General features: G+C 52.0%; 25 protein-coding genes. 11 read left to right on the top strand and 14 right to left on the bottom strand.

The features are described 5' to 3' along the window. Positions 1–70 precede the first annotated feature (70 nt). From NNO02_RS05670 to yihU, 5 genes are all read right to left on the bottom strand, one after another. Positions 71–946 (bottom strand): sulfite exporter TauE/SafE family protein, encoded by an 876-nt coding sequence (locus NNO02_RS05670; RefSeq protein WP_137381420.1) that lies wholly within the window; start codon positions 944–946, stop codon positions 71–73. Between the two features lie 88 nt (positions 947–1,034). Beyond that, positions 1,035–1,937, bottom strand: a complete 903-nt coding sequence (locus NNO02_RS05675) for an aldose-1-epimerase (RefSeq protein WP_249357512.1) — start codon at positions 1,935–1,937, stop codon at positions 1,035–1,037. A gap of 71 nt (positions 1,938–2,008) precedes the next feature. Then, positions 2,009–3,250 carry a sulfoquinovose isomerase gene (gene yihS / locus NNO02_RS05680; protein ID WP_023217874.1) on the bottom strand — a complete coding sequence of 414 codons (1,242 nt, stop codon included), beginning with the start codon at positions 3,248–3,250 and terminating at the stop codon, positions 2,009–2,011. A 15-nt stretch (positions 3,251–3,265) separates the two neighbouring features. Continuing rightward, positions 3,266–4,144 (bottom strand): sulfofructosephosphate aldolase, encoded by an 879-nt coding sequence (gene yihT / locus NNO02_RS05685; RefSeq protein ID WP_271454376.1) that lies wholly within the window; start codon positions 4,142–4,144, stop codon positions 3,266–3,268. 10 nt (positions 4,145–4,154) lie between these two features. After that, positions 4,155–5,051 carry a sulfolactaldehyde 3-reductase gene (gene yihU, locus NNO02_RS05690; RefSeq protein ID WP_271441461.1) on the bottom strand — a complete coding sequence of 299 codons (897 nt, stop codon included), beginning with the start codon at positions 5,049–5,051 and terminating at the stop codon, positions 4,155–4,157. A 166-nt stretch (positions 5,052–5,217) separates the two neighbouring features. Here yihU and NNO02_RS05695 point away from each other — a divergent pair, with 166 nt between their 5' ends. The 6 genes from NNO02_RS05695 to fabY all read left to right on the top strand — a co-directional run bounded on the left by NNO02_RS05695 (position 5,218) and on the right by fabY (position 9,942). Continuing rightward, entirely contained in the window at positions 5,218–6,114 is an 897-nt protein-coding gene (locus NNO02_RS05695; protein WP_271454377.1) for a sugar kinase, read from the top strand. Between the two features lie 33 nt (positions 6,115–6,147). Continuing rightward, the gene (locus NNO02_RS05700) at positions 6,148–6,951 is read left to right on the top strand and encodes a DeoR/GlpR family DNA-binding transcription regulator (protein WP_202037272.1); all 804 of its coding nucleotides are present in this window, start codon (positions 6,148–6,150) and stop codon (positions 6,949–6,951) included. A 105-nt stretch (positions 6,952–7,056) separates the two neighbouring features. Next, on the top strand, positions 7,057–7,656 hold the full coding sequence (yihX, locus tag NNO02_RS05705; protein ID WP_137381426.1) for a glucose-1-phosphatase: 600 nt from the start codon (positions 7,057–7,059) through the stop codon (positions 7,654–7,656). After that, a complete protein-coding gene (locus NNO02_RS05710; RefSeq protein WP_137381427.1) occupies positions 7,650–8,522 on the top strand; it encodes a virulence factor BrkB family protein in 873 nt (290 codons plus the stop codon). Before yihX ends, NNO02_RS05710 begins: the two co-directional genes overlap by 7 nt. After that, entirely contained in the window at positions 8,519–8,956 is a 438-nt protein-coding gene (gene dtd, locus NNO02_RS05715) for a D-aminoacyl-tRNA deacylase (RefSeq protein WP_137381428.1), read from the top strand. Before NNO02_RS05710 ends, dtd begins: the two co-directional genes overlap by 4 nt. 44 nt (positions 8,957–9,000) lie before the next feature. After that, a complete protein-coding gene (fabY, locus tag NNO02_RS05720; RefSeq protein ID WP_170974333.1) occupies positions 9,001–9,942 on the top strand; it encodes a fatty acid biosynthesis protein FabY in 942 nt (313 codons plus the stop codon). A gap of 38 nt (positions 9,943–9,980) precedes the next feature. Here fabY and NNO02_RS05725 read toward each other — a convergent pair whose 3' ends face one another. After that, positions 9,981–10,895 carry an alpha/beta hydrolase gene (locus NNO02_RS05725; protein WP_271454378.1) on the bottom strand — a complete coding sequence of 305 codons (915 nt, stop codon included), beginning with the start codon at positions 10,893–10,895 and terminating at the stop codon, positions 9,981–9,983. A 205-nt stretch (positions 10,896–11,100) separates the two neighbouring features. Here NNO02_RS05725 and NNO02_RS05730 point away from each other — a divergent pair, with 205 nt between their 5' ends. Continuing rightward, the gene (locus NNO02_RS05730; protein WP_003825279.1) at positions 11,101–11,343 is read left to right on the top strand and encodes a CopG family transcriptional regulator; all 243 of its coding nucleotides are present in this window, start codon (positions 11,101–11,103) and stop codon (positions 11,341–11,343) included. Further along, positions 11,343–11,717, top strand: coding sequence for a type II toxin-antitoxin system VapC family toxin (locus NNO02_RS05735; RefSeq protein ID WP_271441464.1), 375 nt, complete (start codon positions 11,343–11,345; stop codon positions 11,715–11,717). Before NNO02_RS05730 ends, NNO02_RS05735 begins: the two co-directional genes overlap by 1 nt. 36 nt (positions 11,718–11,753) lie before the next feature. Here NNO02_RS05735 and fdhE read toward each other — a convergent pair whose 3' ends face one another. Genes fdhE through fdnG form a run of 4 tightly spaced genes read right to left on the bottom strand, consistent with a single transcriptional unit; the run spans position 11,754 to position 17,277 of the window. Continuing rightward, entirely contained in the window at positions 11,754–12,683 is a 930-nt protein-coding gene (gene fdhE / locus NNO02_RS05740) for a formate dehydrogenase accessory protein FdhE (protein ID WP_271441465.1), read from the bottom strand. Continuing rightward, on the bottom strand, positions 12,680–13,315 hold the full coding sequence (fdoI, locus tag NNO02_RS05745; RefSeq protein WP_137381433.1) for a formate dehydrogenase cytochrome b556 subunit: 636 nt from the start codon (positions 13,313–13,315) through the stop codon (positions 12,680–12,682). The genes fdhE and fdoI overlap by 4 nt, the downstream gene beginning before the upstream one ends. Beyond that, positions 13,312–14,214, bottom strand: a complete 903-nt coding sequence (gene fdoH / locus NNO02_RS05750; RefSeq protein WP_202037268.1) for a formate dehydrogenase O subunit beta — start codon at positions 14,212–14,214, stop codon at positions 13,312–13,314. Before fdoH ends, fdoI begins: the two co-directional genes overlap by 4 nt. Positions 14,215–14,226: 12 nt before the next feature. Continuing rightward, positions 14,227–17,277, bottom strand: coding sequence for a formate dehydrogenase-N subunit alpha (fdnG, locus tag NNO02_RS05755; protein ID WP_158654566.1), 3,051 nt, complete (start codon positions 17,275–17,277; stop codon positions 14,227–14,229). A 230-nt stretch (positions 17,278–17,507) separates the two neighbouring features. Between fdnG and fdhD the strand changes: the two genes are divergently transcribed. Continuing rightward, a complete protein-coding gene (gene fdhD, locus NNO02_RS05760; RefSeq protein WP_442867891.1) occupies positions 17,508–18,308 on the top strand; it encodes a formate dehydrogenase accessory sulfurtransferase FdhD in 801 nt (266 codons plus the stop codon). On the opposite strand, the gene NNO02_RS05765 is transcribed toward fdhD, so the two are convergent. After that, a complete protein-coding gene (locus NNO02_RS05765; protein WP_271454380.1) occupies positions 18,275–18,781 on the bottom strand; it encodes a YgjV family protein in 507 nt (168 codons plus the stop codon). The genes fdhD and NNO02_RS05765 overlap by 34 nt on opposite strands. A 58-nt stretch (positions 18,782–18,839) precedes the next feature. After that, on the bottom strand, positions 18,840–19,361 hold the full coding sequence (locus tag NNO02_RS05770; protein ID WP_271454381.1) for a Crp/Fnr family transcriptional regulator: 522 nt from the start codon (positions 19,359–19,361) through the stop codon (positions 18,840–18,842). Between the two features lie 129 nt (positions 19,362–19,490). On the opposite strand from NNO02_RS05770, the gene NNO02_RS05775 reads away from it, so the two are divergent. Then, positions 19,491–19,703 carry a DUF1471 domain-containing protein gene (locus NNO02_RS05775; RefSeq protein ID WP_003825262.1) on the top strand — a complete coding sequence of 71 codons (213 nt, stop codon included), beginning with the start codon at positions 19,491–19,493 and terminating at the stop codon, positions 19,701–19,703. A 42-nt stretch (positions 19,704–19,745) separates the two neighbouring features. On the opposite strand, the gene NNO02_RS05780 is transcribed toward NNO02_RS05775, so the two are convergent. After that, positions 19,746–20,069 (bottom strand): AzlD domain-containing protein, encoded by a 324-nt coding sequence (locus NNO02_RS05780; protein ID WP_137381438.1) that lies wholly within the window; start codon positions 20,067–20,069, stop codon positions 19,746–19,748. Then, positions 20,069–20,728, bottom strand: coding sequence for an AzlC family ABC transporter permease (locus tag NNO02_RS05785; protein WP_271441470.1), 660 nt, complete (start codon positions 20,726–20,728; stop codon positions 20,069–20,071). The genes NNO02_RS05780 and NNO02_RS05785 overlap by 1 nt, the downstream gene beginning before the upstream one ends. Positions 20,729–20,829: 101 nt before the next feature. Between NNO02_RS05785 and NNO02_RS05790 the strand changes: the two genes are divergently transcribed. Beyond that, positions 20,830–21,378 carry a helix-turn-helix domain-containing protein gene (locus NNO02_RS05790; RefSeq protein WP_271449561.1) on the top strand — a complete coding sequence of 183 codons (549 nt, stop codon included), beginning with the start codon at positions 20,830–20,832 and terminating at the stop codon, positions 21,376–21,378. Positions 21,379–21,449: the final 71 nt, after the last annotated feature.

Here is a 21,449-nt window from a genome sequence, read left to right on the forward strand (position 1 = left end):
TGCTATTATTCATTAGCCTTAAATAGTTATGCGCTACCCTTAAGTAGCGCTTGAACAAGACAAACTCTTATTATTTGCTAGCATCCACTTTACGAATCTCAGCAATTTTTTTACCTAAAAGCATTTGTAATACCGCCAACAACACAAATGGTGGTAGAAGCGCAGTGATAGCTGAAATACCCAATGCACCTTTTATTAACATTGCACCCGAAGCGATTAATAATAAAAATACTAAAACACGGAATACTTTTACCGAAATGCGCTTATGCACATATTGCCCAACCAAGGAACCGAGTATCATTGTAGGAATACAGAAAATAACCAGTTTAAATGTCGAAATTGTTAATATTCCACTCGTTGCCAGACCGCCGACAACGGCAATGTTGTTAGCCGTAAAGAACGCATTCAGCGTACCGCGAAAAGCGGCTGGACCCAGGTTACGTAGCATTCCATACATCACAACTGGTGGTCCGTTTGTGGAAAAGGCCGCTCCTAACGCACCAGCAACTGCCCCTAACGGCGCCGCAATCCAACGTCTGTCATAGATGGGTAGGCGAGGAATAAACATACTGTAGAATGAGTAGAGAATAAGAAAACCGCCCAATCCTATTTTCATAATGTGGTCAGGCAGATAGGAAAGTGCATATAAACCTACCGGAATGCCAAGGAAAGAGAAGCCGATAAGAACGGCAGCCGATCGCCAGTCCGTTTCTTTACGAGATAACCATGTGGCATAAATGGCGGTTGCTGTTCCTACAATAACAGAAAGTGGTGTTGCCATTTTTACCGGTAGCATCAGGGTGATGAGCGGCATGGTTGTCAATCCACCACCAAAGCCAGCACATATTCCTACGAATGTATAAAGAAACATTAAGGCGATAACGGTGTATATAACATTAGATTCCAACATCACGCCATCAGGTGTAAATAAATTAAAGAAATCCATTATAATTCCTTCATTATCAAATTCTAAAATATTACCGTGAACTTTTTAAGTCAGGGTAATGGGTATCCTGCACAAATAAATACTTGAACTATATGCATTCACCGTGAATATTAAAAAATAATGTATGCTGCTGTTTTGGTTTAAGTAATAGTAAGTCGATCCCAGAGTTAAAGGCATTAGGTGGACAACTCATCGGCTCGATAGCTAATCCCTGACGATTCAACTTTTCGCCACTATAGACCTGAAGCCACGGCTGATCGGAACACAAACTAACAGCCAACTGCTGTTGTTCGTTAATAATTTTCGCCTCCCACCGCTCGCCGCAAGTTTTGAAAGTATGATCAATCCGTTTATCACCGATTTTTTGTTGGACGGAATAGTCCAAATTCAGCTCATCGACGCGAAGTAACGTTGTTGAGTTAGACTGTGTATCGAAAGCAAAAACCTCATTTGCAGGAAGCAGCAGCGTATAGTCATCAACAGGCGTTAAATCACAGGTTAAATAAGGGTGAATACCGACTCCGTAAGGTGCTGATTTATCGCCGACATTTTGGCTAATTATCTCAACGGACAGCCCAGTTGTTGCGTCCAGTGAGTAAATCACTCGTGAGATCAATGCGAATGGGTAGCCATAGCTTGGTGGCAGAAATATGGAAAATGAGGCTTTTTCTGCCGTTAATTCATCAATTTGCCAGTCTCGCCATGCAAGTAAACCGTGAATAGCGGTATTAGAACCATGTTCATTAATCGGTAGCTGATACTCATGCCCATCATGCTGATAGATGCCATTGGCAATACGATTTGGCCAAGGGATTAATACCTTACCCAGATGAGCAAGAGGCATCTCTTCTGGTTTATGAGGTATAACCAGATGTTTGCCCTGCCAGGTTAATTCGGCAAGACCGGCACCAACTGAAACTATTTGCGCCCGGTAATCACCTGCAGCGAGTAATATCGTATTCCCACCACTATGCATACATATCACCTTAATATTAGATATCCTTATTAAACAACGGCATATGCAACATTCATTTGCTGATATGCCGTCTTTACCAGGCTTATTTATTTCGCATTGATATCTAACAAACCTGCTGCTACGGCTGGAGCCAGCCCTGGAGCGAGCGGAATGCGTGGGATTACCAGGCAGTGCAGCAGGTGATAAATGTCCTGCTTACCGTCCCAGACTTTGGTGGTCACTTTGTTGTCAGCATCCAACTCTTGCCACCATGAACCATTTTCATAGTCCATCAGGTATTTAATGCAGTAATCCCACCATGTCTGATACCAGGTTTCGTATTGACGATCCCCTGTTACGGTATAGAGGGCATAGGCTGTCCCCATCGCTTCTACAATAGGCCAGCGTACACGTTCACGTACAACGGGTTTCCCTTCCCAATCAACGGTATACACAATGCCGTCTGCCCCATCTGGAGCCCAGGCATCGCGTACTGTAGCGTGGAACAAACCTTTAGCATCTTCCAGCAGCCATGCTGGGGGTTGTTCGCATCTGGCTTCCAGCGCTGCGTGGATATGCAGCATTAAACGACCCCATTCGATCCAATGGCCTGGTGTGCCGCCAAATGCACGGAAACGGTGTGCTGGATTTTCTTTGTTATAGTCGCGGATAGGATTCCATTGAGCATCAAAGTGCTCATTCACACGGTAATGGTTGTTTCTGGCTACATCATGAATGATGACGGATGCGATTCTGATAGCGCGATCCAGCCATTTTTTGTCATGGGTAACGTCATAAACGATCAGGAAAGCCTCGACCGCATGCATGTTGGCGTTACCGCCGCGGTAATCTTCCGTCTGGCTGAAAGCTTCGTCCCAGGATTCCAGACACATCTGCTCTTCTTCACTCCAGAAGTATTTCTCAATAACTTCTATGGTGTAATCCAGTAATTTCCTGGCTTCAGGATGCCCGGTTGTTACTGCGCTGGCTGCGCCCAGCAGTGCAAAAAAGTGTTGATACCCTTGCTTGGAGGCATCCATCACGCCTTCGTCATTCACGCAGGCATACCAACCACCATATTTTTTATCTAGTAACGCGCCATTCATAGCCTTGATGCCGTGATCAACCAGATCATATGCCCCTGGCCTGCCCATAGCCGCTGCCACAGAGTAAACGTGTAACATTCGGGCAGTAATCCATAGATGAGTCCCCATCTCTTCTTTAATTTGCCCCTTGTTACCCAGCCAGCCAAATCCGGTAGGGACAGCAGCATTTTTGCCAAAGTTAAAGATGCGGTCAGTTTCCTGCTCCAGCCATCGGTTGTGGCTCAGTGTGTTAAACCATTTCATTCTTTGATCCTCGTATTAGCGGCGACGGGCCATCATTTCATCGACGATATCGCCAAGACGTTGCAATTTAGGCGCGGAAACATCACGCAGCATCAGTTCGGTATCCGGCAGGCCAACAACCGATGACCACACCGCACGTCCGGCCAGGAAGCCGGATGCGCCAGCGGTCATTGCTACGCTGACCGCGCGCGGGAACAGTTTTTCATCCACACCAGAGGAGAGAATGACCCACGGCATGTTGATGTTTTCATTCAGGCGCTGGGAGGAGCTAAGCAGTTCTTGTTGGGTACCTTTGCCGTACAGCGGCATTTCGACCTTGTAGAGATCGGCGCCGCTGTCACCCAGCTCTTTTGCGGCCTCGATAATGGCCTGTTCACGATCGAACTTATCGCCACGGCGCGGTGGACGCACAACCGGTTCGATAATGCTCAGCAGGCCATTGGAATGGCATAGCTCATTGAATTCTTTCACCATATCAAGACGCTGTTGGGCATCTTCGTCGCTGCGCCACAGTACCAGCAGCTTCAGCGCCTTCGCGCCGTCCTGTTTCACGGCCTGCGGGTCGATTTTTTTATCAATCACCACGCTATCGACCGGAATACCATTACCCGGAATGAACTCATCCGCGGCCACAATCATGCCGCAGCTTTTCGCGATGGCATGTTGTTCCACTACCTGGCGGTAGCAGAACTGCTGATCGACCAGGATCGCAGAGGCATAGGGAGAAAGGATCTTCGCTGCATTCACTTTGAAATCAGTCAGCACGCTGTCGCTCACCGGGGATTTCGCACCCGCAGCGGCAAACATTAAGCGCATGGCTTCGCGCTGATCGACTGCCAGCATGGCAAAACCGCCGGAAGCTCGGGTGATGTCTTTCAGGGTGTACTTCGTCATTGTTCAGTCCTTACTTATCTGTGTGTTTATTTAGCCCGGCGGATGCGCGAACCTGTTCAAGAATGGCCGTCCAGTCTTCCCGGCCACGGCCAGCGGCGCGTGCCTGGTTATAGACTTCGCGGGATGCCGCACCAAGCGGCATCGGCACGTGCAGTTGATTCGCCACATCCAGGGCGATGCCAAGATCCTTGTGGGCTAAGTCGATCATGAAGGCCGGGGAAAGATCGCCTTTCAGCACTTTGTTCGGCCAGGAGGTGGTGAAGTGACCTTTTCCGGCAGGCGTCCCGCTCATCACTTTCAGGGCCACATCGAAGGAGAGGCCGAGTGCTTCGCACAACACGGCGGCTTCGGCGGAGAGCGCATTTAGCGCAATGCTCATGTAGTTGTTGATGAGTTTGACGCGGATACCCATACCGGGACCGCCGGCATTGATTAATTCATTACCCATCGCCATCAGAACCGGTGTGGCGCGTTCTACCTGCTCAGCCGTTCCGCCAGCCAGCAGCAGTAGCGTGCCTGCGATCGCATGATCGGAGGTGCGCCCGACAGGGCAATCCATCATGCCGAAACCTCTGGCCTCCATGTCGCTAATCAGTTTGTCGGTCTGCAGCGGATGGATAGTGGACATATCAATGACCAGCGCTTGTGGCGACAGGCTCTCGCAAACGCCTTGTTCACCCAACAAGACGCAGCGCACCAGATCGCCGTTTGGCAGCATCGTGATGACAAACTCCGCGCCGTTTGCTGCCTGAGCCGGGCTGCTGGCAGGCTGTGCCCCTTTTTCCACCAGGCACTGAACAGCATCCGGGTTAACGTCAAAGACGCTGAGTTGATGACCCTGCTTTAGCAAGTTGCTCGCCATGGGGGAACCCATCTGACCTAATCCGATAAATGCTATAACTGCCATAACGTTCTCCTGAGACGTGGATGTCATTTTCTGTCATTTAAAATCGTCTGTTTCTGTCTGTTTTTGATCGTATTTGTAATTTATGGTCAAAAAATTGACAGCCGTCACTTTTTAAACATTTTGTGAAATTAAAATGATCCCATCTTGAAACGCCTAAGGAATGAACATGATTCGTATTGCTTGTGTGGGTATTACCGTGATGGATCGCATCTATTACGTAGAAGGTTTACCGACTGAAGGAGGTAAATATGTGGCGAAGCGGTATACCGAAGTGGGCGGTGGGCCTGCTGCGACGGCGGCTGTGGCTGCGGCGAAGCTGGGCGCACAGGTGGACTTTATTGGCCGTGTGGGCGATGACGACACCGGAAACAGCCTGCTGGCGGAGCTGGAATCCCTGGGGGTAAACACCCGTTACACCCGGCGCTATGCAGGGGCGAACTCTTCACAGTCGGCGATTATGGTCGACGCGAAGGGAGAGCGAATTATCGTTAACTACCCCAGCCCGGATTTACTGCCGGATGCTGATTGGCTGAAGGAGATCGATTTTTCTCAGTGGGATGTGGTGTTGGCGGATGTGCGCTGGCACGAAGGGGCAAAACAGGCCTTCACGCTAGCGCGTCAGTCGGGGGTGATGACCGTGCTGGATGGCGACGTTACGCCGCAGGACATCAGTGAACTGGTGGCATTGAGCGATCATGCTGCGTTCTCTGAACCTGGACTGGCGCGACTGACAGGGACAACGGAGCCTGATTCTGGACTGAAAAAAGCACAAATGCTCACAAATGGTCATGTTTATGTGACGCGTGGCAGTGAGGGGTGTGACTGGATAAAAGATAATGCAGTGCAGCATCAGCCAGGATTTTCAGTCGATGTGGTCGATACCACCGGTGCCGGTGATGTTTTTCATGGTGCGCTGGCATTTAGTCTGGCCTGTGGGAGCGCGCAGGAAGAGGCCGTCAGGTTCGCCAGTGGCGTCGCGGCACTGAAGTGTACGCGTCCGGGTGGACGTGCGGGGATCCCTGACTGTGATCAAACCCGATCTTTTCTGTCACTTTTTGTATAAAATGCCAGGGCAATGGTTTTTCGAGGAAATTTCATGAGTCTTACCGAACTGACCGGTAACCCGCGACACGATCAACTGCTGATGCTGATTAGCGAGCGCGGTTATATGAATATTGACGAACTTGCCAGTCTGCTGGATGTTTCCACCCAGACCGTGCGTCGTGATATTCGTAAGTTAAGCGAACAGGGATTAATTACGCGTCATCATGGCGGAGCAGGCAGAGCCTCCAGCGTGGTCAATACGGCGTTCGAACAGCGTGAAGTCTCCTGGACGGAAGAGAAAAAAGCCATCGCGGAAGCGGTGGCTGACTACATTCCCGACGGCTCAACGGTGTTTATTACCATTGGTACTACCGTTGAGCAGGTTGCGCGGGCGCTGTTAAATCATAACCATTTGCGCATCATCACTAACAGCCTGCGCGTGGCGCATATTCTGTATAACAACCCGCGTTTTGAGGTGATGGTTCCCGGAGGGACGCTGCGCCCGCATAACAGCGGTATTATCGGCCCTTCTGCTACAGCGTTTGTCGCTGATTTTCGCGCCGATTATCTGGTGACCAGTGTGGGTGCGATTGAAAGCGATGGTGCGCTGCTGGAATTTGATGTTAACGAAGCCAGTGTAGTCAAAACGATGATGTCCCATTCACGACACATTCTGCTGGCAGCGGATCATACGAAATACACGGCCTCTGCTGCAGTAGAGATTGGTAATGTGTCGCAGGTAACTGCGCTGTTCACCGATGAGTATCCTGGCCCAGCGTTGCACAATCTCCTGCAGTCACAGCAGGTTGAAATTGTGCAAGTGAGTCCTTCTCAGGATGACGCGCTGGCCATGTGATCGCGCTCTTTGATGCTCTGATTCGTTCGAAGTCATCACGCACGCATAGTCAAACTTCTCCTTTCCCGCTACAGTTATTCATCCACGGCGAGAAAGGAGAAGGACATGCTCTATATCTTTGATTTGGGTAATGTGATTGTCGATATCGACTTCAATCGCGTGTTAGGCACATGGAGCGATTTGAGCCGTGTACCGTTGGCTTCACTAAAGCAAAGTTTCACGATGGGGGAAGCTTTTCGCCAGCATGAGCGAGGCGAAATAACTGATGAGGCCTTCGCCGAGGCGCTGTGTCATGACATGGCGTTGCCTTTGAGTTATGAGCAATTCTCCCACGGTTGGCAGGCCGTTTTTGTCGCATTACGCCCCGAAGTTATCGACATCATGCATAAGCTGCGCGAGCAAGGGCATCGTGTCGTTGTGTTATCGAATACTAACCGCCTGCACACAACGTTTTGGCCGGATGAGTATCCCGAAATCCGTCAGGCAGCCGATCACATTTATCTTTCTCAGGAACTGGGCATGCGTAAACCGGAAGCACGGATTTACCAGCACGTTCTGCAGTCAGAAGGTTTTTCTGCGCACGATGCGGTCTTTTTTGATGACAACGCCGATAATATTGAAGGGGCTAACCAGTTAGGGATCACCAGTATCCAGGTCGTCGATAAAACGACCATCCCTGACTATTTCGCGAAGTTGTTATGCTAAAATTTTTGCATCAAAAAGCCAGGCATCATACGCGTCCTGTATGGGCCTGGCTGAAGCTACTATGGCAGCGCATTGATGAGGACCATATGACAACGCTGGCAGGAAATCTTGCCTACGTTTCATTGCTCTCATTAGTGCCGCTTATCGCCGTTGTTTTTGCTCTTTTCGCTGCATTTCCGATGTTTTCCGATGTTAGCATTCAACTCCGTCATTTCATTTTCGCTAACTTTATTCCGGCGACTGGCGATGTCATCCAGCGGTATATCGAACAGTTTGTCGCAAACTCGAACAAAATGACTGCTGTTGGGGCATGTGGGCTGATTGTAACCGCCTTATTGCTGATGTATGCCATCGATAGCGCGTTGAATACCATCTGGCGCAGTAAGCGCACGCGGCCCAAAGTGTACTCTTTTGCCGTTTACTGGATGATATTAACGCTGGGACCGCTGCTGGCGGGAGCCAGCCTGGCAATCAGTTCTTATTTGCTGTCGTTGCGCTGGGCCAGCGATCTCAACACGGTGATTGATAACGTACTGCGTATTTTCCCGTTGGTTCTTTCCTGGCTGTCGTTCTGGCTGCTTTACAGCATTGTGCCCACCACGCGAGTTCCCAATCGTGATGCGGTAATCGGTGCCTTTGTTGCTGCTGTGCTGTTCGAAGCCGGAAAGAAAGGATTTGCACTCTATATCACGATGTTCCCGTCTTATCAGCTCATTTACGGTGTCCTGGCGGTGATCCCTATTTTATTCGTCTGGGTTTACTGGACGTGGTGTATCGTCTTGCTAGGCGCGGAAATAACTGTCACTCTCGGGGAATACCGCAAACTTAAACAAGCCGCAGAACAAGAAGAAGCAGAGCAACCATGATTGCATTAATTCAGCGCGTAACCCGTGCCAGCGTCACCGTGGAGGGTGAGGTGACGGGTGAAATTGGCCCAGGACTTTTGGTCCTGTTAGGTGTCGAAAGGGATGATGACGAACAGAAAGCGAACCGCCTGTGCGAACGCGTACTCGGCTATCGAATCTTTAGCGATGCCGAAGGCAAAATGAACCTGAATGTGCAGCAGTCAGGTGGCAGCGTGCTGGTGGTTTCACAGTTTACATTGGCGGCTGATACCGAACGCGGCATGCGCCCTGGTTTTTCAAAAGGCGCAGCACCCGATCGGGCAGAGGCGCTTTACACATATTTTGTAGAGCGCTGCCGCCAACAGGAGATGAACACGCAAACCGGGCGGTTCGCTGCTGATATGCAGGTTTCGCTGGTTAATGATGGCCCCGTGACGTTCTGGTTACAAGTATGAACCAGCTTCCGGCGTGGTCGCGGGTAACAAGAGAGAATACAACTATGTATCACCTTCGAGTACCGCAAACAGAAGAAGAATTGGAGCGTTACTACCAGTTTCGCTGGGAAATGCTGCGTAAACCCCTGCACCAGCCAAAAGGCTCCGAACGGGATGCCTGGGACGCAATGGCACACCATCAGATGGTGGTGGACGAAGAAGGTAATTTGGTCGCGGTAGGGCGTCTGTATATCAATGCGGATAACGAAGCCTCCATACGCTTTATGGCTGTTGACCCCTCGGTGCAAGAAAAGGGGCTCGGAACACTGATGGCGATGACCCTTGAATCCGTGGCACGCCAGGAAGGGGTGAAGCGCGTCACCTGTAGCGCTCGTGAGGATGCGGTGGAATTTTTCGCCAAGCTGGGGTTTGTAAGCCAGGGGGAAATCACCACGCCGCAAACCACACCGGTCCGCCACTTCCTGATGATTAAGCCCATTGCGACGCTGGACGATATTCTTCATCGTGGTGACTGGTGTGGGCAACTACAGCAGGCCTGGTACGAACATATTCCGTTAAGCGAGAAAATGGGCGTGCGTATTCAGCAATATACCGGGCAGAAATTTATTACCACGATGCCCGAGACAGGGAACCAGAATCCGCACCACACCCTGTTTGCCGGAAGCCTGTTCTCGCTGGCAACGCTTACCGGTTGGGGGCTTATCTGGCTGATGTTGCGTGAGCGTCATCTGGGAGGAACGATTATCCTCGCCGATGCACATATCCGCTACAGCAAGCCGATCACCGGGAAGCCTACTGCTATCGCCGATCTGGGCTCATTGAGTGGCGATCTTGACCGTTTGGCAAGAGGCCGCAAGGCACGTGTGCAGATGCAGGTGGAGCTTTTTGGTGACGATACGGCGGGCGTGGTGTTTGAAGGCACGTATATCGTATTGCCTGCGAAGCCGTTTGGTCCTTACGTCGAAGGTGGGAATGAAGAAGAGTAGGAGGAAATCCCTACTCTTCACGCTACCCGATTCGCGTTTTACTCGTGTGTTGCAACTCGCCAGGCCACGTCGCGCATTGCGTTTCGTGCCGTCTGGCTTACGCCTCCTAACTGAAAAAATCCGTGGATGACGCCGAGATAGCGCTGGCAGGTGCAGTCCACGGCTTGCTTCTGAAGCCTGTGATACAGGGCTTCTCCTTCATCGCACAGTGGGTCAAATTCAGCGGTAATGATGTGGGTCGGCGGTAACCCGTTGAAATCGTCGCGCCACAGCGGGCTGACTTCCGGATGGTATAGGTCAGTCTGTGGCATATACATCTCGTAACCAGACAGCAGTGTGTCACGTGTGATGATGTAATCCTGCCCATTGCGGGTGTAGCTCTCAAATCCGGCGGTTGCGTCGAGCATGGGATAAATCAGCACGAGTTGTGCAGGTTGCCATTGCTGTGCGGCTTTCAGGCGCAAGGCGCAAACGAACGCCAGATGTCCGCCAGCGCTGTCGCCAGCGAGCGTGATGCGCGTGCGATCGACACCCAGTTTCTCTGCATACTTCCAAATGATGTTAGCGCCTTTTTCGGCATCGTCGTGTGCTGCTGGGAAAGTATGCTCTGGTGCGAGGCGATATTGTACCGCAATGACCCGACAGCCGCTGTACCAGGCGAGTTGCCTTAGCTGGTTATCATGTGTAGCGAATCCACCGCTGACAAAGCAGCCGCCGTGATAATAAATCACGCAGGGTAGGTTTCCCATGGCGCCCCGTGGCGAAACAACGCGAAACGTCATGGTTTCGAGTTCAATATCTTCAACTTGCACGCGGGATTCTGTTTCTCCGGCCAGTACCGTACTGGCGATGTAGCCAGCCCTCCGGTCATCAATATTCTGCTCGCGTGCAGAAGGACGCCCCGCCGCAATAAACGCCTCAACCCGCTGTGCAATCCCGCTTTCCAGTGCCATTTATTATTTCTCTTATCTGTATGGATATACAGCTTTATAACCTGGATTACCACGGATGAAAATCGGAAAAGTAGGGGGATGTATGATTCTGGAAAGTGGCTCGCAAAAGTAAAAATCGTTAGTGTGAAGGCTATTTTCCCGCTTTTCTCACGTGTATGTTGTGTGGAAATTAATCGTCAATGATATACTGGAGGTATATGTGAGTATGATGGCTGGAATGGATATGGGCAGAATTTTACTCGATTTATCAGATGAGGTGATTAAACGCCTTGATGACCTCAAGGTTCAGCGCAACCTGCCGCGAGCAGAACTCTTACGGGAGGCCGTTGAACAATATCTTGAAAGGCAGGATCAGGCTGAAACAGCTATTTCACGTGCTCTTGGGCTGTGGCAAGGCTGTGAGGAAGATGGTGTTGAATACCAGCGTAAACTTCGTGAGGAATGGTAATGGTCAAAGGATTAGCGCTTTTTGATACCAATATCCTCATCGACCTGTTTAGCGGGAGAAATGAAGCAAAACTAGCGATAGAAACATGGTCGCCACAGAACGCAATCAGCCTCATTACATGGATGGAGGTGATGGTGGGCGCAAAAAAATACCATCAGGAAGCCCGTACTCGCGTTGCGCTAGGCGCTTTTAACGTGATCGGCGTTTCACAGGATATTGCTGAACGAAGCGTGAGTATCAGGCAGGAGCATGGGATGAAATTGCCGGATGCCATTATTTTGGCCACTGCGCAGATTCATCGTCTTACACTGGTTACGCGTAATACCAAGGATTTTGCAGGCATATCAGGCGTGGTCACGCCATATACGTTATAACCCGGGCGACTTACGCCGCCCGGTGGTGCGGAGTACTTACTCCCCTTCACCCGGGAACAGGAACGGGTTGATGGAGCTGCGGGCAAAGCCCTCTTGTTCCATGTGCGCGTCCAGCATCAGTGAAGCAAGATCGTCAGCAACAGCTTCTACTTTCGGGTCTTTTTCCTGATAGAGAATCTTCAGGTAAGTACCACAGTCGCCGCAGCTTTCTGCTTTAATTGCCGCTTGCTCGTTATCCAGTGACCAGTAGTTCAAATCACGGCTCTGTTCGCAGTTGCTGCATTTCACGCGCACGACGTGCCACTCGGTTTCACACAGGTTGCAGTGCAGATAGCGCAGCCCCTGAGTAGTGCCAATTTGCACCATGCTGGAAACAGGCATTGAACCACATACCGGGCAGTACTGGCGTTGTTCACCGTACTCCGCACGTGCTTTGCCAGGGATCAGACTTGCCATCTGCGCCCAGTAGAGCGACAAGGCCGCCCAGATGAACGGTGCTTTGTCGCTGCTGACAGAGGCAAAATCAGAGGCAAACAGCGCGCTGGCCATCAGCTCAAGTTCCTGCTCTGAGGCTTTTTCCAGATTTTCGATCACCGCCAGTGCAGGGCCGCTCATTTCTGGCTTCAGCTCTGCAATTAACGACTGCAGCAGTTTTTGCCAGTGTTTATCGCGCGGCAGGACGTGGATATCCAGCGGTGGTTTACCCTGATCGTTCGCTTCTTTGATGCGAGCGGTCAGATCTATCTGCAGCGGATGGTCATACAGCACCACTTCCTGCGCGTGGGCGATCAGCGCGGCAAAGCGCAGATAATCACCCAGCGGGTTGTTCTCGGCCAGCTCGCGCAGACGTTCGGCGCGGCGGTTATACAAATTTTTGAGTCTGGGGAATAACAACGGCGGAATCATATCCGCCGTGCGTTTCTCGCTCGAACCCAGCTCATCTTGCGGGATTATGCGAATACTCATTCAGTTTTCTTTTCCGTTGTCTTTCGGACTTCACGGTACCAGCGTGGGTGATGTTTCTTCGCCCATGAACTGGTAACCCATCCTTCCACCATCGCGGTAATGGTGCCTTTCACCCAAAGGGCGGCGTAAATGTGCACCATGATAACCACAATTAACGCTACTGCGGCAAATGAATGCAGCATTAACGCGAATCGGATCACCGGGATTGAGAAAGCAGGCGCAAAATATGGACGCCAGATGACCACTCCGCTCACCAGCAACAGGACCAGGAAGATAATCGCCGCCCAGAATACGCATTTCTGGCCGAAGTTATAACGTCCCGTGTCACCTACTTCCTCGTTGACGACAATCTTACGAATATTCTTCGCCCAAAAGATATCATCCCGATTGATTAGATTGTGGTGCCAGTATCGGAAAAACATGATGATAAACGAGGCAAACATAATCACGCCGACAAACGGGTGCACAATTCGCGCCAGTTGCGGAGTGCCCATGATGTGCATCAGCCAGTTAAACGACGGGAAGAGAAAACCCATCCCGCTCACCGCCGCCAGAATGAAGCAGAAGGCGGTTACCCAGTGGTTGATGCGTTCCGGCGCCGTGTAGCGCACGATGGTGTCACGTCGTTTCATTTGCGCACCTCGTCGTCTTTTTCATGCAGATTGTCTTCTTCCTCTTCCGCACGGTTTGGGCCTACACCGACGTAGTGGAAGATACTGGCCGCAAATGTCGCTGCAAAGCCGACCGCTGCGAGGGGTTTCCAGATGCCTTTCCAGAATTTGACGGTGGCGCTGATTTCCGGGTTCTCTGGCAAGCCGTGATACAGGTTCGGCTTGTCAGCATGGTGCAGTACATACATCACGTGCGTACCGCCAACGCCTGCCGGATCGTACAGACCCGCATTTTCGTAACCACGTGTTTTCAGCTCCGCGACACGCTCGCCCGCCAGCGTTTTCATCGACTCTTTGGTGCCGAAATGAATGGCTCCGGTTGGGCAAGTTTTTACACAGGCCGGTTCCTGGCCCACCACCACGCGGTCAACACACAGCGTACATTTATAGACGCGGTTGTCTTCCGGGTTGAGGCGCGGTACGTCGAACGGGCAGCCTGCAATACAATAGCCGCAGCCGATACACTGCTCGGACTGGAAGTCGACGATACCGTTGGCATACTGAATGATTGCCCCTTCAGCCGGGCATGCTTTCAGACAGCCCGGATCGGCACAGTGCATACAGCCATCCTTACGGATAAGCCATTCGAGTTTGTCGTCTTGTTCCACTTCCGAGAAGCGCATCACCGTCCAGGATTTGGCGGTCAAATCAGCCGGGTTGTCGTACACCCCAACGTTGTTACCCACCTCATCACGGATGTCGTTCCACTCCGAACACGCCACCTGACACGCTTTACAGCCGATACAGGTGGTGACGTCGATAAGCTTCGCCACCTCTTCCTGGTGGTCCCGCGCCTGAGGCGCGGGAGTGAAACCGTTAGTGGCGGAACGACGAATGATGTCTTGCGATTGATAAGCCATAGGTCGTCTCCGTTACACCTTTTCCACGTTCACGAGGAAGGACTTAAATTCCGGTGTTTGCGTGTTCGCATCACCGACGAATGGCGTTAACGTGTTGGCGATAAAGCCTTTTTTAGCTACGCCTTCGTAGCCCCAGTGAATAGGAATACCGATAGTGTCGATATCCTTACCGTTTGCCTTCAACGTGCGAATACGTTTGGTCACCACTGCTTTGGCTTTAATGTAGCCGCGGTTAGAGGAGACTTTGACGGTATCGCCGTGGGAGATGCCCAGCTTATTTGCCAGTTTCTCGCCAATTTCCACAAACTGTTCCGGCTGTGCGATGGCGTTAAGCAACGCATGTTTGGTCCAGTAGTGGAAGTGTTCGGTCAGACGATAGGTTGTTCCGACGTACGGGAACTTATCTGCTTTACCCAGTGCTTCTTCGTCGCCTTTAAAGATACGGGCGGCAGGGTTAGAGATAACGTTCGGGTGCAGCGGGTTAGTTCCCAGCGGCGTTTCAAACGGCTCGTAGTGTTCCGGGAACGGACCTTCCGCCATCTTATCGATAGCAAACAGACGTCCCATCCCTTCAGGTTGCATGATGAATGGCCCAACGTTGCTGCCCGGTGCGGCAGCGCTGTAGTCCGGAATATCCATTCCGCTCCATTTCGCCCCGTCCCATTTCAGGATCTGACGTTTTGGATCCCACGGATTCCCCTGTGGGTCAGCGGAGGCGCGGTTATACAGAATGCGTCGGTTGAGCGGCCATGCCCATGCCCAGCCCAGCGTATTGCCAAGACCTGACGGGTCGGCGTTATCGCGACGGGCCATCTGGTTGCCTTCCGGCGTCCAGCTGCCGGCGAAAATCCAGCAACCGCTGGAGGTGGTACCATCGTCACGCAGTTGGGCGAACGAGCTCAGCTGTTGGCCTTTCTTCACGATAACCGCGCCAGTTGCCGGATCGGTAATATCGGCCAGCGCTTTACCGTTACTCTCCATCGCCACTTCTTCCGAAGCCGGTTCGTGCGGGGTGGAGTAGTTCCAGGTCATGCTCAGCACCTGTTCCGGGTTCGCACCACCTTGTTCGGCGTACATCTTACGCAGACGCAGGAAGATACCGGCGAGGATTTCACCATCGGTAACGGCAATCCCTGGGGCATCCGCGCCTTTCCAGTGCCACTGCAACCAGCGACCGGAGTTCACGATAGAACCGTTCTCTTCGGCAAAGCAGGTGGATGGCAGGCGGAATACTTCAGTCTGGATTTTCGACGGATCAACATCGTTCGACTCACCGTGGTTCTGCCAGAAGGTGGACGTCTCGGTATTGAGCGGATCGATGGTCACCAGGAACTTCAGTTTAGACAGTGAAGCCACAACCTTGTTTTTGTTCGGGAATGACGCGACCGGGTTAAAGCCCTGGCAGATATAACCATTTACTTTGCCCTGGTTCATCATCTCGAAGTACTGCAGCACGTCGTACCCTTTATCCCACTTCGGCAGCCAGTCAAAGCCCCAGCTGTTTTCCGCTGTCGCCTTATCGCCAAAGAAGGCTTTCATCATCGAAACGAAGAATTTCGGGTAGTTGCCCCAGTAGTTCACCTGGCCTTCCAGCAACGGTTTTGGCGTGTTGGCGGCAAGATAGGTTTGCAGGTCAGTTTGTTTCTCGCTTGGCAGCGTCATGTAGCCTGGCAGGCTTTGTGACAACAGGCCTAAGTCAGTCAGACCCTGAATGTTGGAGTGACCGCGCAGGGCGTTAACGCCACCGCCTGCCATCCCCATGTTGCCAAGCAGCAACTGGATCATCGCCATGGTGCGGATGTTCTGCGCGCCCACGGAGTGTTGTGTCCAGCCCAGGGCGTACAGGAACGACGCGGTTTTATCTTTTACGCTGGTTTCTGCGATGTACTCACAGACTTTCAGGAAATCAGCCTTCGGCGTACCGCAGATGTTTTCCACCACGTCCGGCGTGTAGCGGGAAACGTGCTGTTTCAGCAGATTCCACACGCAGCGCGGGTGTTGCAGCGTAACATCGCGTTTAGCGAAGCCTTTTTCATCCAGCTCGTAGTTCCAGCTGGTTTTGTCATACTTGCGTTTATCCGCGTCATAGCCCGTGAACAGGCCATCTTCGAAGCCATAATCCTCACGCACGATCAGACTGGCGTTGGTGTAGGCTTCGGTGTATTCGCGGTTGAATTTTTCGTTATTTAGCAGGTACAGCAAGACGCCTGACAGGAAGGCAATGTCAGTACCAGAGCGAATAGGAGCATAGAAATCAGCCACCGCTGCGGTTCGCGTAAAGCGAGGATCGATCACAATCAGCTTCGCGCCGTTGTGAATTTTGGCCTCCATCGCCCAGCGGAACCCGACCGGGTGAGCTTCAGCGGCGTTACCGCCCATCACCACAACGAGGTTGGCGTTTTTAATGTCGACCCAGTGGTTGGTCATCGCACCGCGACCAAATGTTGGAGCAAGACTTGCTACCGTTGGTCCGTGTCAGACGCGTGCCTGGTTGTCGACCGCGAGCATACCCAGCGCGCGGGAGAATTTTTGTGTTAAATAGCCGGTTTCGTTACTGGACGCGGAAGCACACAACATCCCGGTGGAAAGCCAGCGGTTAACGGTCACGCCTTCAGCGTTCTGCGCAACGTAGTTAGCGTCGCGGTCTTCTTTCATTAGCTTCGCGATGCGGTCAAATGCCTCATCCCAGCTAATTTGTTGCCACTTATCAGAGCCTGGTGCGCGGTATTCCGGGAATTTCAGGCGGCTTTCGGAGTGGATGAAATCCACCAGACCGGCCCCTTTAGGGCAGAGCGCGCCACGGTTGACCGGGTGATCCGGGTCCCCTTCGATATGGAAGATGGATGCTTTGGCATTTTTTGCGCCGTCACCGAGGCTGTACATCAACAGTCCACAGCCAACGGAACAGTAAGTGCAGGTGTTACGGGTTTCGCGGGTGCGCAGCAATTTATATTGCCGTGTTTCCGCGAGCGCTACGCCGGGCGCAAAGCCCAGTGCCGCTGCCGTGGTGCCTGCCATACCGCCAGCGCAGATCTTAAAGAACTGCCTTCTGCTGACCTGCATGGTTCGCTCCTTGTTTCGACATTGTCACATTCCCTTCGCTTTTCTTTAACGCGAACGCGAGGGAAGTGGTTGTTATTTTTCTTTGCGGACGGGACCGCAAAGGTCCAGAATTGGGTGAATTTCCCTCCGTCCAGGAGGGGTTTGTAAAGAATACCACAATGTTGGTATGTGTGTTCCAATATGGTTAAAAGAAAGTGAATAAAATCCATCAAGAAGAAGTCAAAAATGTGATGAATTGTGCAGGATCGCGTCAGTTGACCCTCTGGAAGCGTGAGGATTTGCAACATCCTCAGCCAGATGAAGTCGCTGAAGAAGTGCCCGTTGCGTTGGTTTACAACGGAATTTCGCACGTGGTGATGATGGCATCACCGAAAGATCTTGAGCACTTTGCGATGGGTTTTTCGCTGTCTGAAGGCATTATTGAATCCCCGCAGGATATTTTTGGCATGGATGTGGTGCCTTCCTGCAATGGATTGGAAGTCCAGGTTGAACTGTCCAGCCGTCGTTTTATGGGGCTGAAGGAGCGTCGTCGCGCGCTGGCCGGACGTACCGGTTGCGGCGTTTGTGGCGTGGAGCAGCTCAATGACATTGGCAAACCGGTCCAGCCTCTGCCGTTTACCCAGACATTTAACCTGGCGAACCTCGATACCGCATTACGGCATTTGCACGATTATCAGCCCGTGGGACAGCTCACAGGCTGTACGCACGCTGCGGCCTGGGTACAGCCATCAGGCCATTTGACGGGGGGCCATGAAGACGTGGGTCGCCACGTTGCGCTGGATAAACTGCTGGGACGACGCGCAGTGGAAGGGGAAAGCTGGCAACAGGGCGCGGTGCTAGTTTCCAGCCGCGCCAGCTACGAGATGGTGCAAAAGTCGGCGATGTGTGGCGTGGAGATCCTGTTTGCTGTCTCTGCCGCCACGACGCTTGCCGTGGAAGTTGCCGAACGTTGTAACCTGACGTTGGTGGGTTTTTGCAAACCTGGCAGGGCGACGATCTACACCCATCCGCAACGTCTGATCGCGCTGTGACGCCACCAGGCGGCCAGAATGCTGCCTGAAAATGCCAGCTCCATGATTACGGCAACTGGCGAGCCGACAATCACATTGTTCAGTAGCCAACACAGGCTACCGCACAATGTGTAACTCCGTAGTTTTCCGCTGTGTTTTTGAAACGACGCAAAGGTCATCAGCAGGCTTCCCATCAGCGGCAAAATACTCGACAGATTTTGCCAAAGATAAACGCTACACAGCAGCGATCCCAGCATAAATCCCCACATCGCCCAGCGGTGAAACGTGACGATGGCCGTCGCGTAGCGGCATGCGGCAATGATCATTAACCCAGCCGCAGCGTGTTGATCCAAAAGATAGAAATGGATAGCCAACAGGGAAGTGGAGCTGGTGAGCAGAGATAAAGTGATAGCCCGGCGCTGAAAATGAAAAGCGGAAATATCCAGTAAGAAGCTGATGCCAGCCAGCATCTGAGAGAGAAGAAATGCGTTCATTGTGGTCGCCATCTATGAAAGAGTGACGGGACAATAATCGACGCATCAGCGTAAGGCGTTAACCTTTGTTAAGACGCTGGCGAATACGAGACAGGCTAACGGGGGTAATGCCGATATAGTTGGCGAGATCGCGCTGAGTGAGTTGCGACTCCCAGTCCGGGAAGTGTGTTTGTACATACTGGTAGCGCTGTTCTGGGGTATTGAGCAGCAGCATTTGTTCTTTTTTCTCTTTGTAGATCAACTGCTGGACCAGTAGCTGGGTCTTAATATCCTGATTTTCCTGCGCATCCAGCAACGCCAAGGGGATTTCAGTGGTCTCACCAGCGGCGATCATTTGCAGACTGTAATCAGCAGGCGTGTTGGTTAGCCAGTTCAGGTACAGAAAGCAGTACTCCCCGGCAAAGTAGAACTCTTTAACCCTTTCAACGCCGCTGTCTGCGTGATACACCGCACGTGCAACGCCATGATGTAAAAGATGAATTTTACTTTGCGGTTCACCCTGACGCAGTAACCAACTTCCCGCCGGTTGCGTTTTTCTTCGGCTGCCTGCAAGCCACTGTGATTCCCGATTATGTGACATCTTATCTCTCAAATAATTTGAATAAGACTGGCAAATCCTTCCGCTTTTAGTTGTGTGATATGAAGGCTACTATTTATCACATCAAGGCACAGTGCCTTACTCAAACAACTAAGTGAAAGGGTTTATATCATGAAAAGCATCAAAACTTTTGTCGCAGTTATCGCTCTCGCTACTTCTTTCGGTTCTTTCGCTGCCCAGACTGTTACAGCGACCGGCTCCACACTGGAAAGCGCTGAAGCTAAAATTGCCGCTCAGGCTGAACGTGCGGGTGCCAGCGATTATAAAATCACTCAGGCTTACACCGGTAACCGTGTGCATATGACCGCTGAACTGCTGAAATAAGTTATCTCAGTACGGTAGAAAGAGCGCCCCAGAGGCGCTTTTTTAGTTTATACCCGCCATTCTCAGCAGTGCGGTTACCACTGCTGCAGCGATAATCACCACAATCAATGGCGTCTTGCGCCAGGCGAGAAAGACCGCAAAACCCACACCGAGTACGCGCGCCATGCCGGCAAAGTGTTCGCCTTCATAAAAGGTGGTTGCCAGCGCGACGGAGAACAGTAATACCGTTGCAGCATCAGAAAGCAACGCCTGTGAACGTTCAGAAAAGGCTAAACGCCCTCCCAGTTTTGCTCCCCCTAAGCGCATTAAATATGTACCCAAAGACAGCACGGCAATCCCGACGATAAACAGCGTCATATTACCCATTATTTTTTCCTCGCCAGTAAGCCAAACAGTGAGAGCAGTACCGGCAAGCCTACCGGTGCGAAAGGTACGGACGCGAGTGACAATGCGGCCCCGCTACAGGCACGGATGAGCGTGGTGCGGTTTTTAAAGGCCGGAACCACTAAGGCCAACAGAATGGCAGGGAAAACGGCATCCAACCCAATGGTTTCAGGTGCCGGGAGCAGCTTACCGACACCGGCACCGATCAGTGTGCCAATTGGCCAGAAAATGGCGACGCCCAGACCGCATAACCAGTAGGCAGCTTTACGTTGTTCCGGTGTTTTCTGCGACAGGCCGAACACCACGCTTTCATCGTTCATGATATGGCAGCCGAGAAAGCTGGCGGCGCGAGTACCGACCAGATCGCGTACCGTAACGCCAAACGGCACATGTCGGGCATTCACCAGTAACCCGGCCGCCGCTGCCGCCAACGGATTTCCGCCGCTGGCGATAATACCGATGAACATAAATTCAGAAGCCCCGGCCAGCACGGTAATCGAGAGTACAAAGGGCACCCAAATTGGGAAGCCGTAAGCCATTGCCAGCGAGCCGTAGGACATGCCCACCACACCGACGGCCAGGCACACTAAAAAAATTGCTTTTATCGTGTCGCCTTTGAGGCTGGAGAAATAATGTTTCATACTGTTTTAGCCATATCGAACGAATTTCCATTATAATGAACGGAACAGAATTGCTTTACAAGTCGAACGATTCGTTCGATATAAAAAACACAGAGTCGAATATGACCCAACCCATCAGTATGATTGCCAAAAGTCTGGTGCGCGAACGTCAGCGTACCGGTTTGTCGTTGGCAGAGATTGCACGTCGTGCGGGGATTGCAAAATCTACGCTTTCCCAGTTGGAAGCCGGTAATGGAAATCCTAGCCTGGAAACGCTGTGGTCACTGTGTGTGGCGCTGGATATCCCCTTTGCCCGATTACTGGAACCGCAGGAGCAAAAAACGCAGGTGATTCGCCGCGGTGAGGGGACAAAAGTGGTGGCGGAACAGGCCCATTATCAGGCGATTTTATTGGCCGCTTGCCCTCCAGGCGCTCGACGGGATATCTACCTGCTGCTGACGCAACCCGGTGCAGACCGCATTTCACAGCCACATCCACCGGGATCGGTGGAGCATATTATTGTGACGCAGGGGAAGGCGCTGGTCGGGTTGACTGAGGCACCGGAAGCGTTGGGTGAGGGAGACTATATCTGTTATCCCGCCGATCAAGCCCATATCTTTAAAGCACTGGAGCCGGATACCCAGGCGATTCTGGTTTCTGAGCAGAACTAACTGTTATGTTGCGTTGTGCCGGATGCGGCGCGTTAGCGCCTTATCCGGCCTACAAGACTGAGCAAAATTGA

The sequence above is a fragment of the Citrobacter sp. Awk 2 genome, from assembly GCF_028069815.1.
Lineage (GTDB): Bacteria > Pseudomonadota > Gammaproteobacteria > Enterobacterales > Enterobacteriaceae > Citrobacter.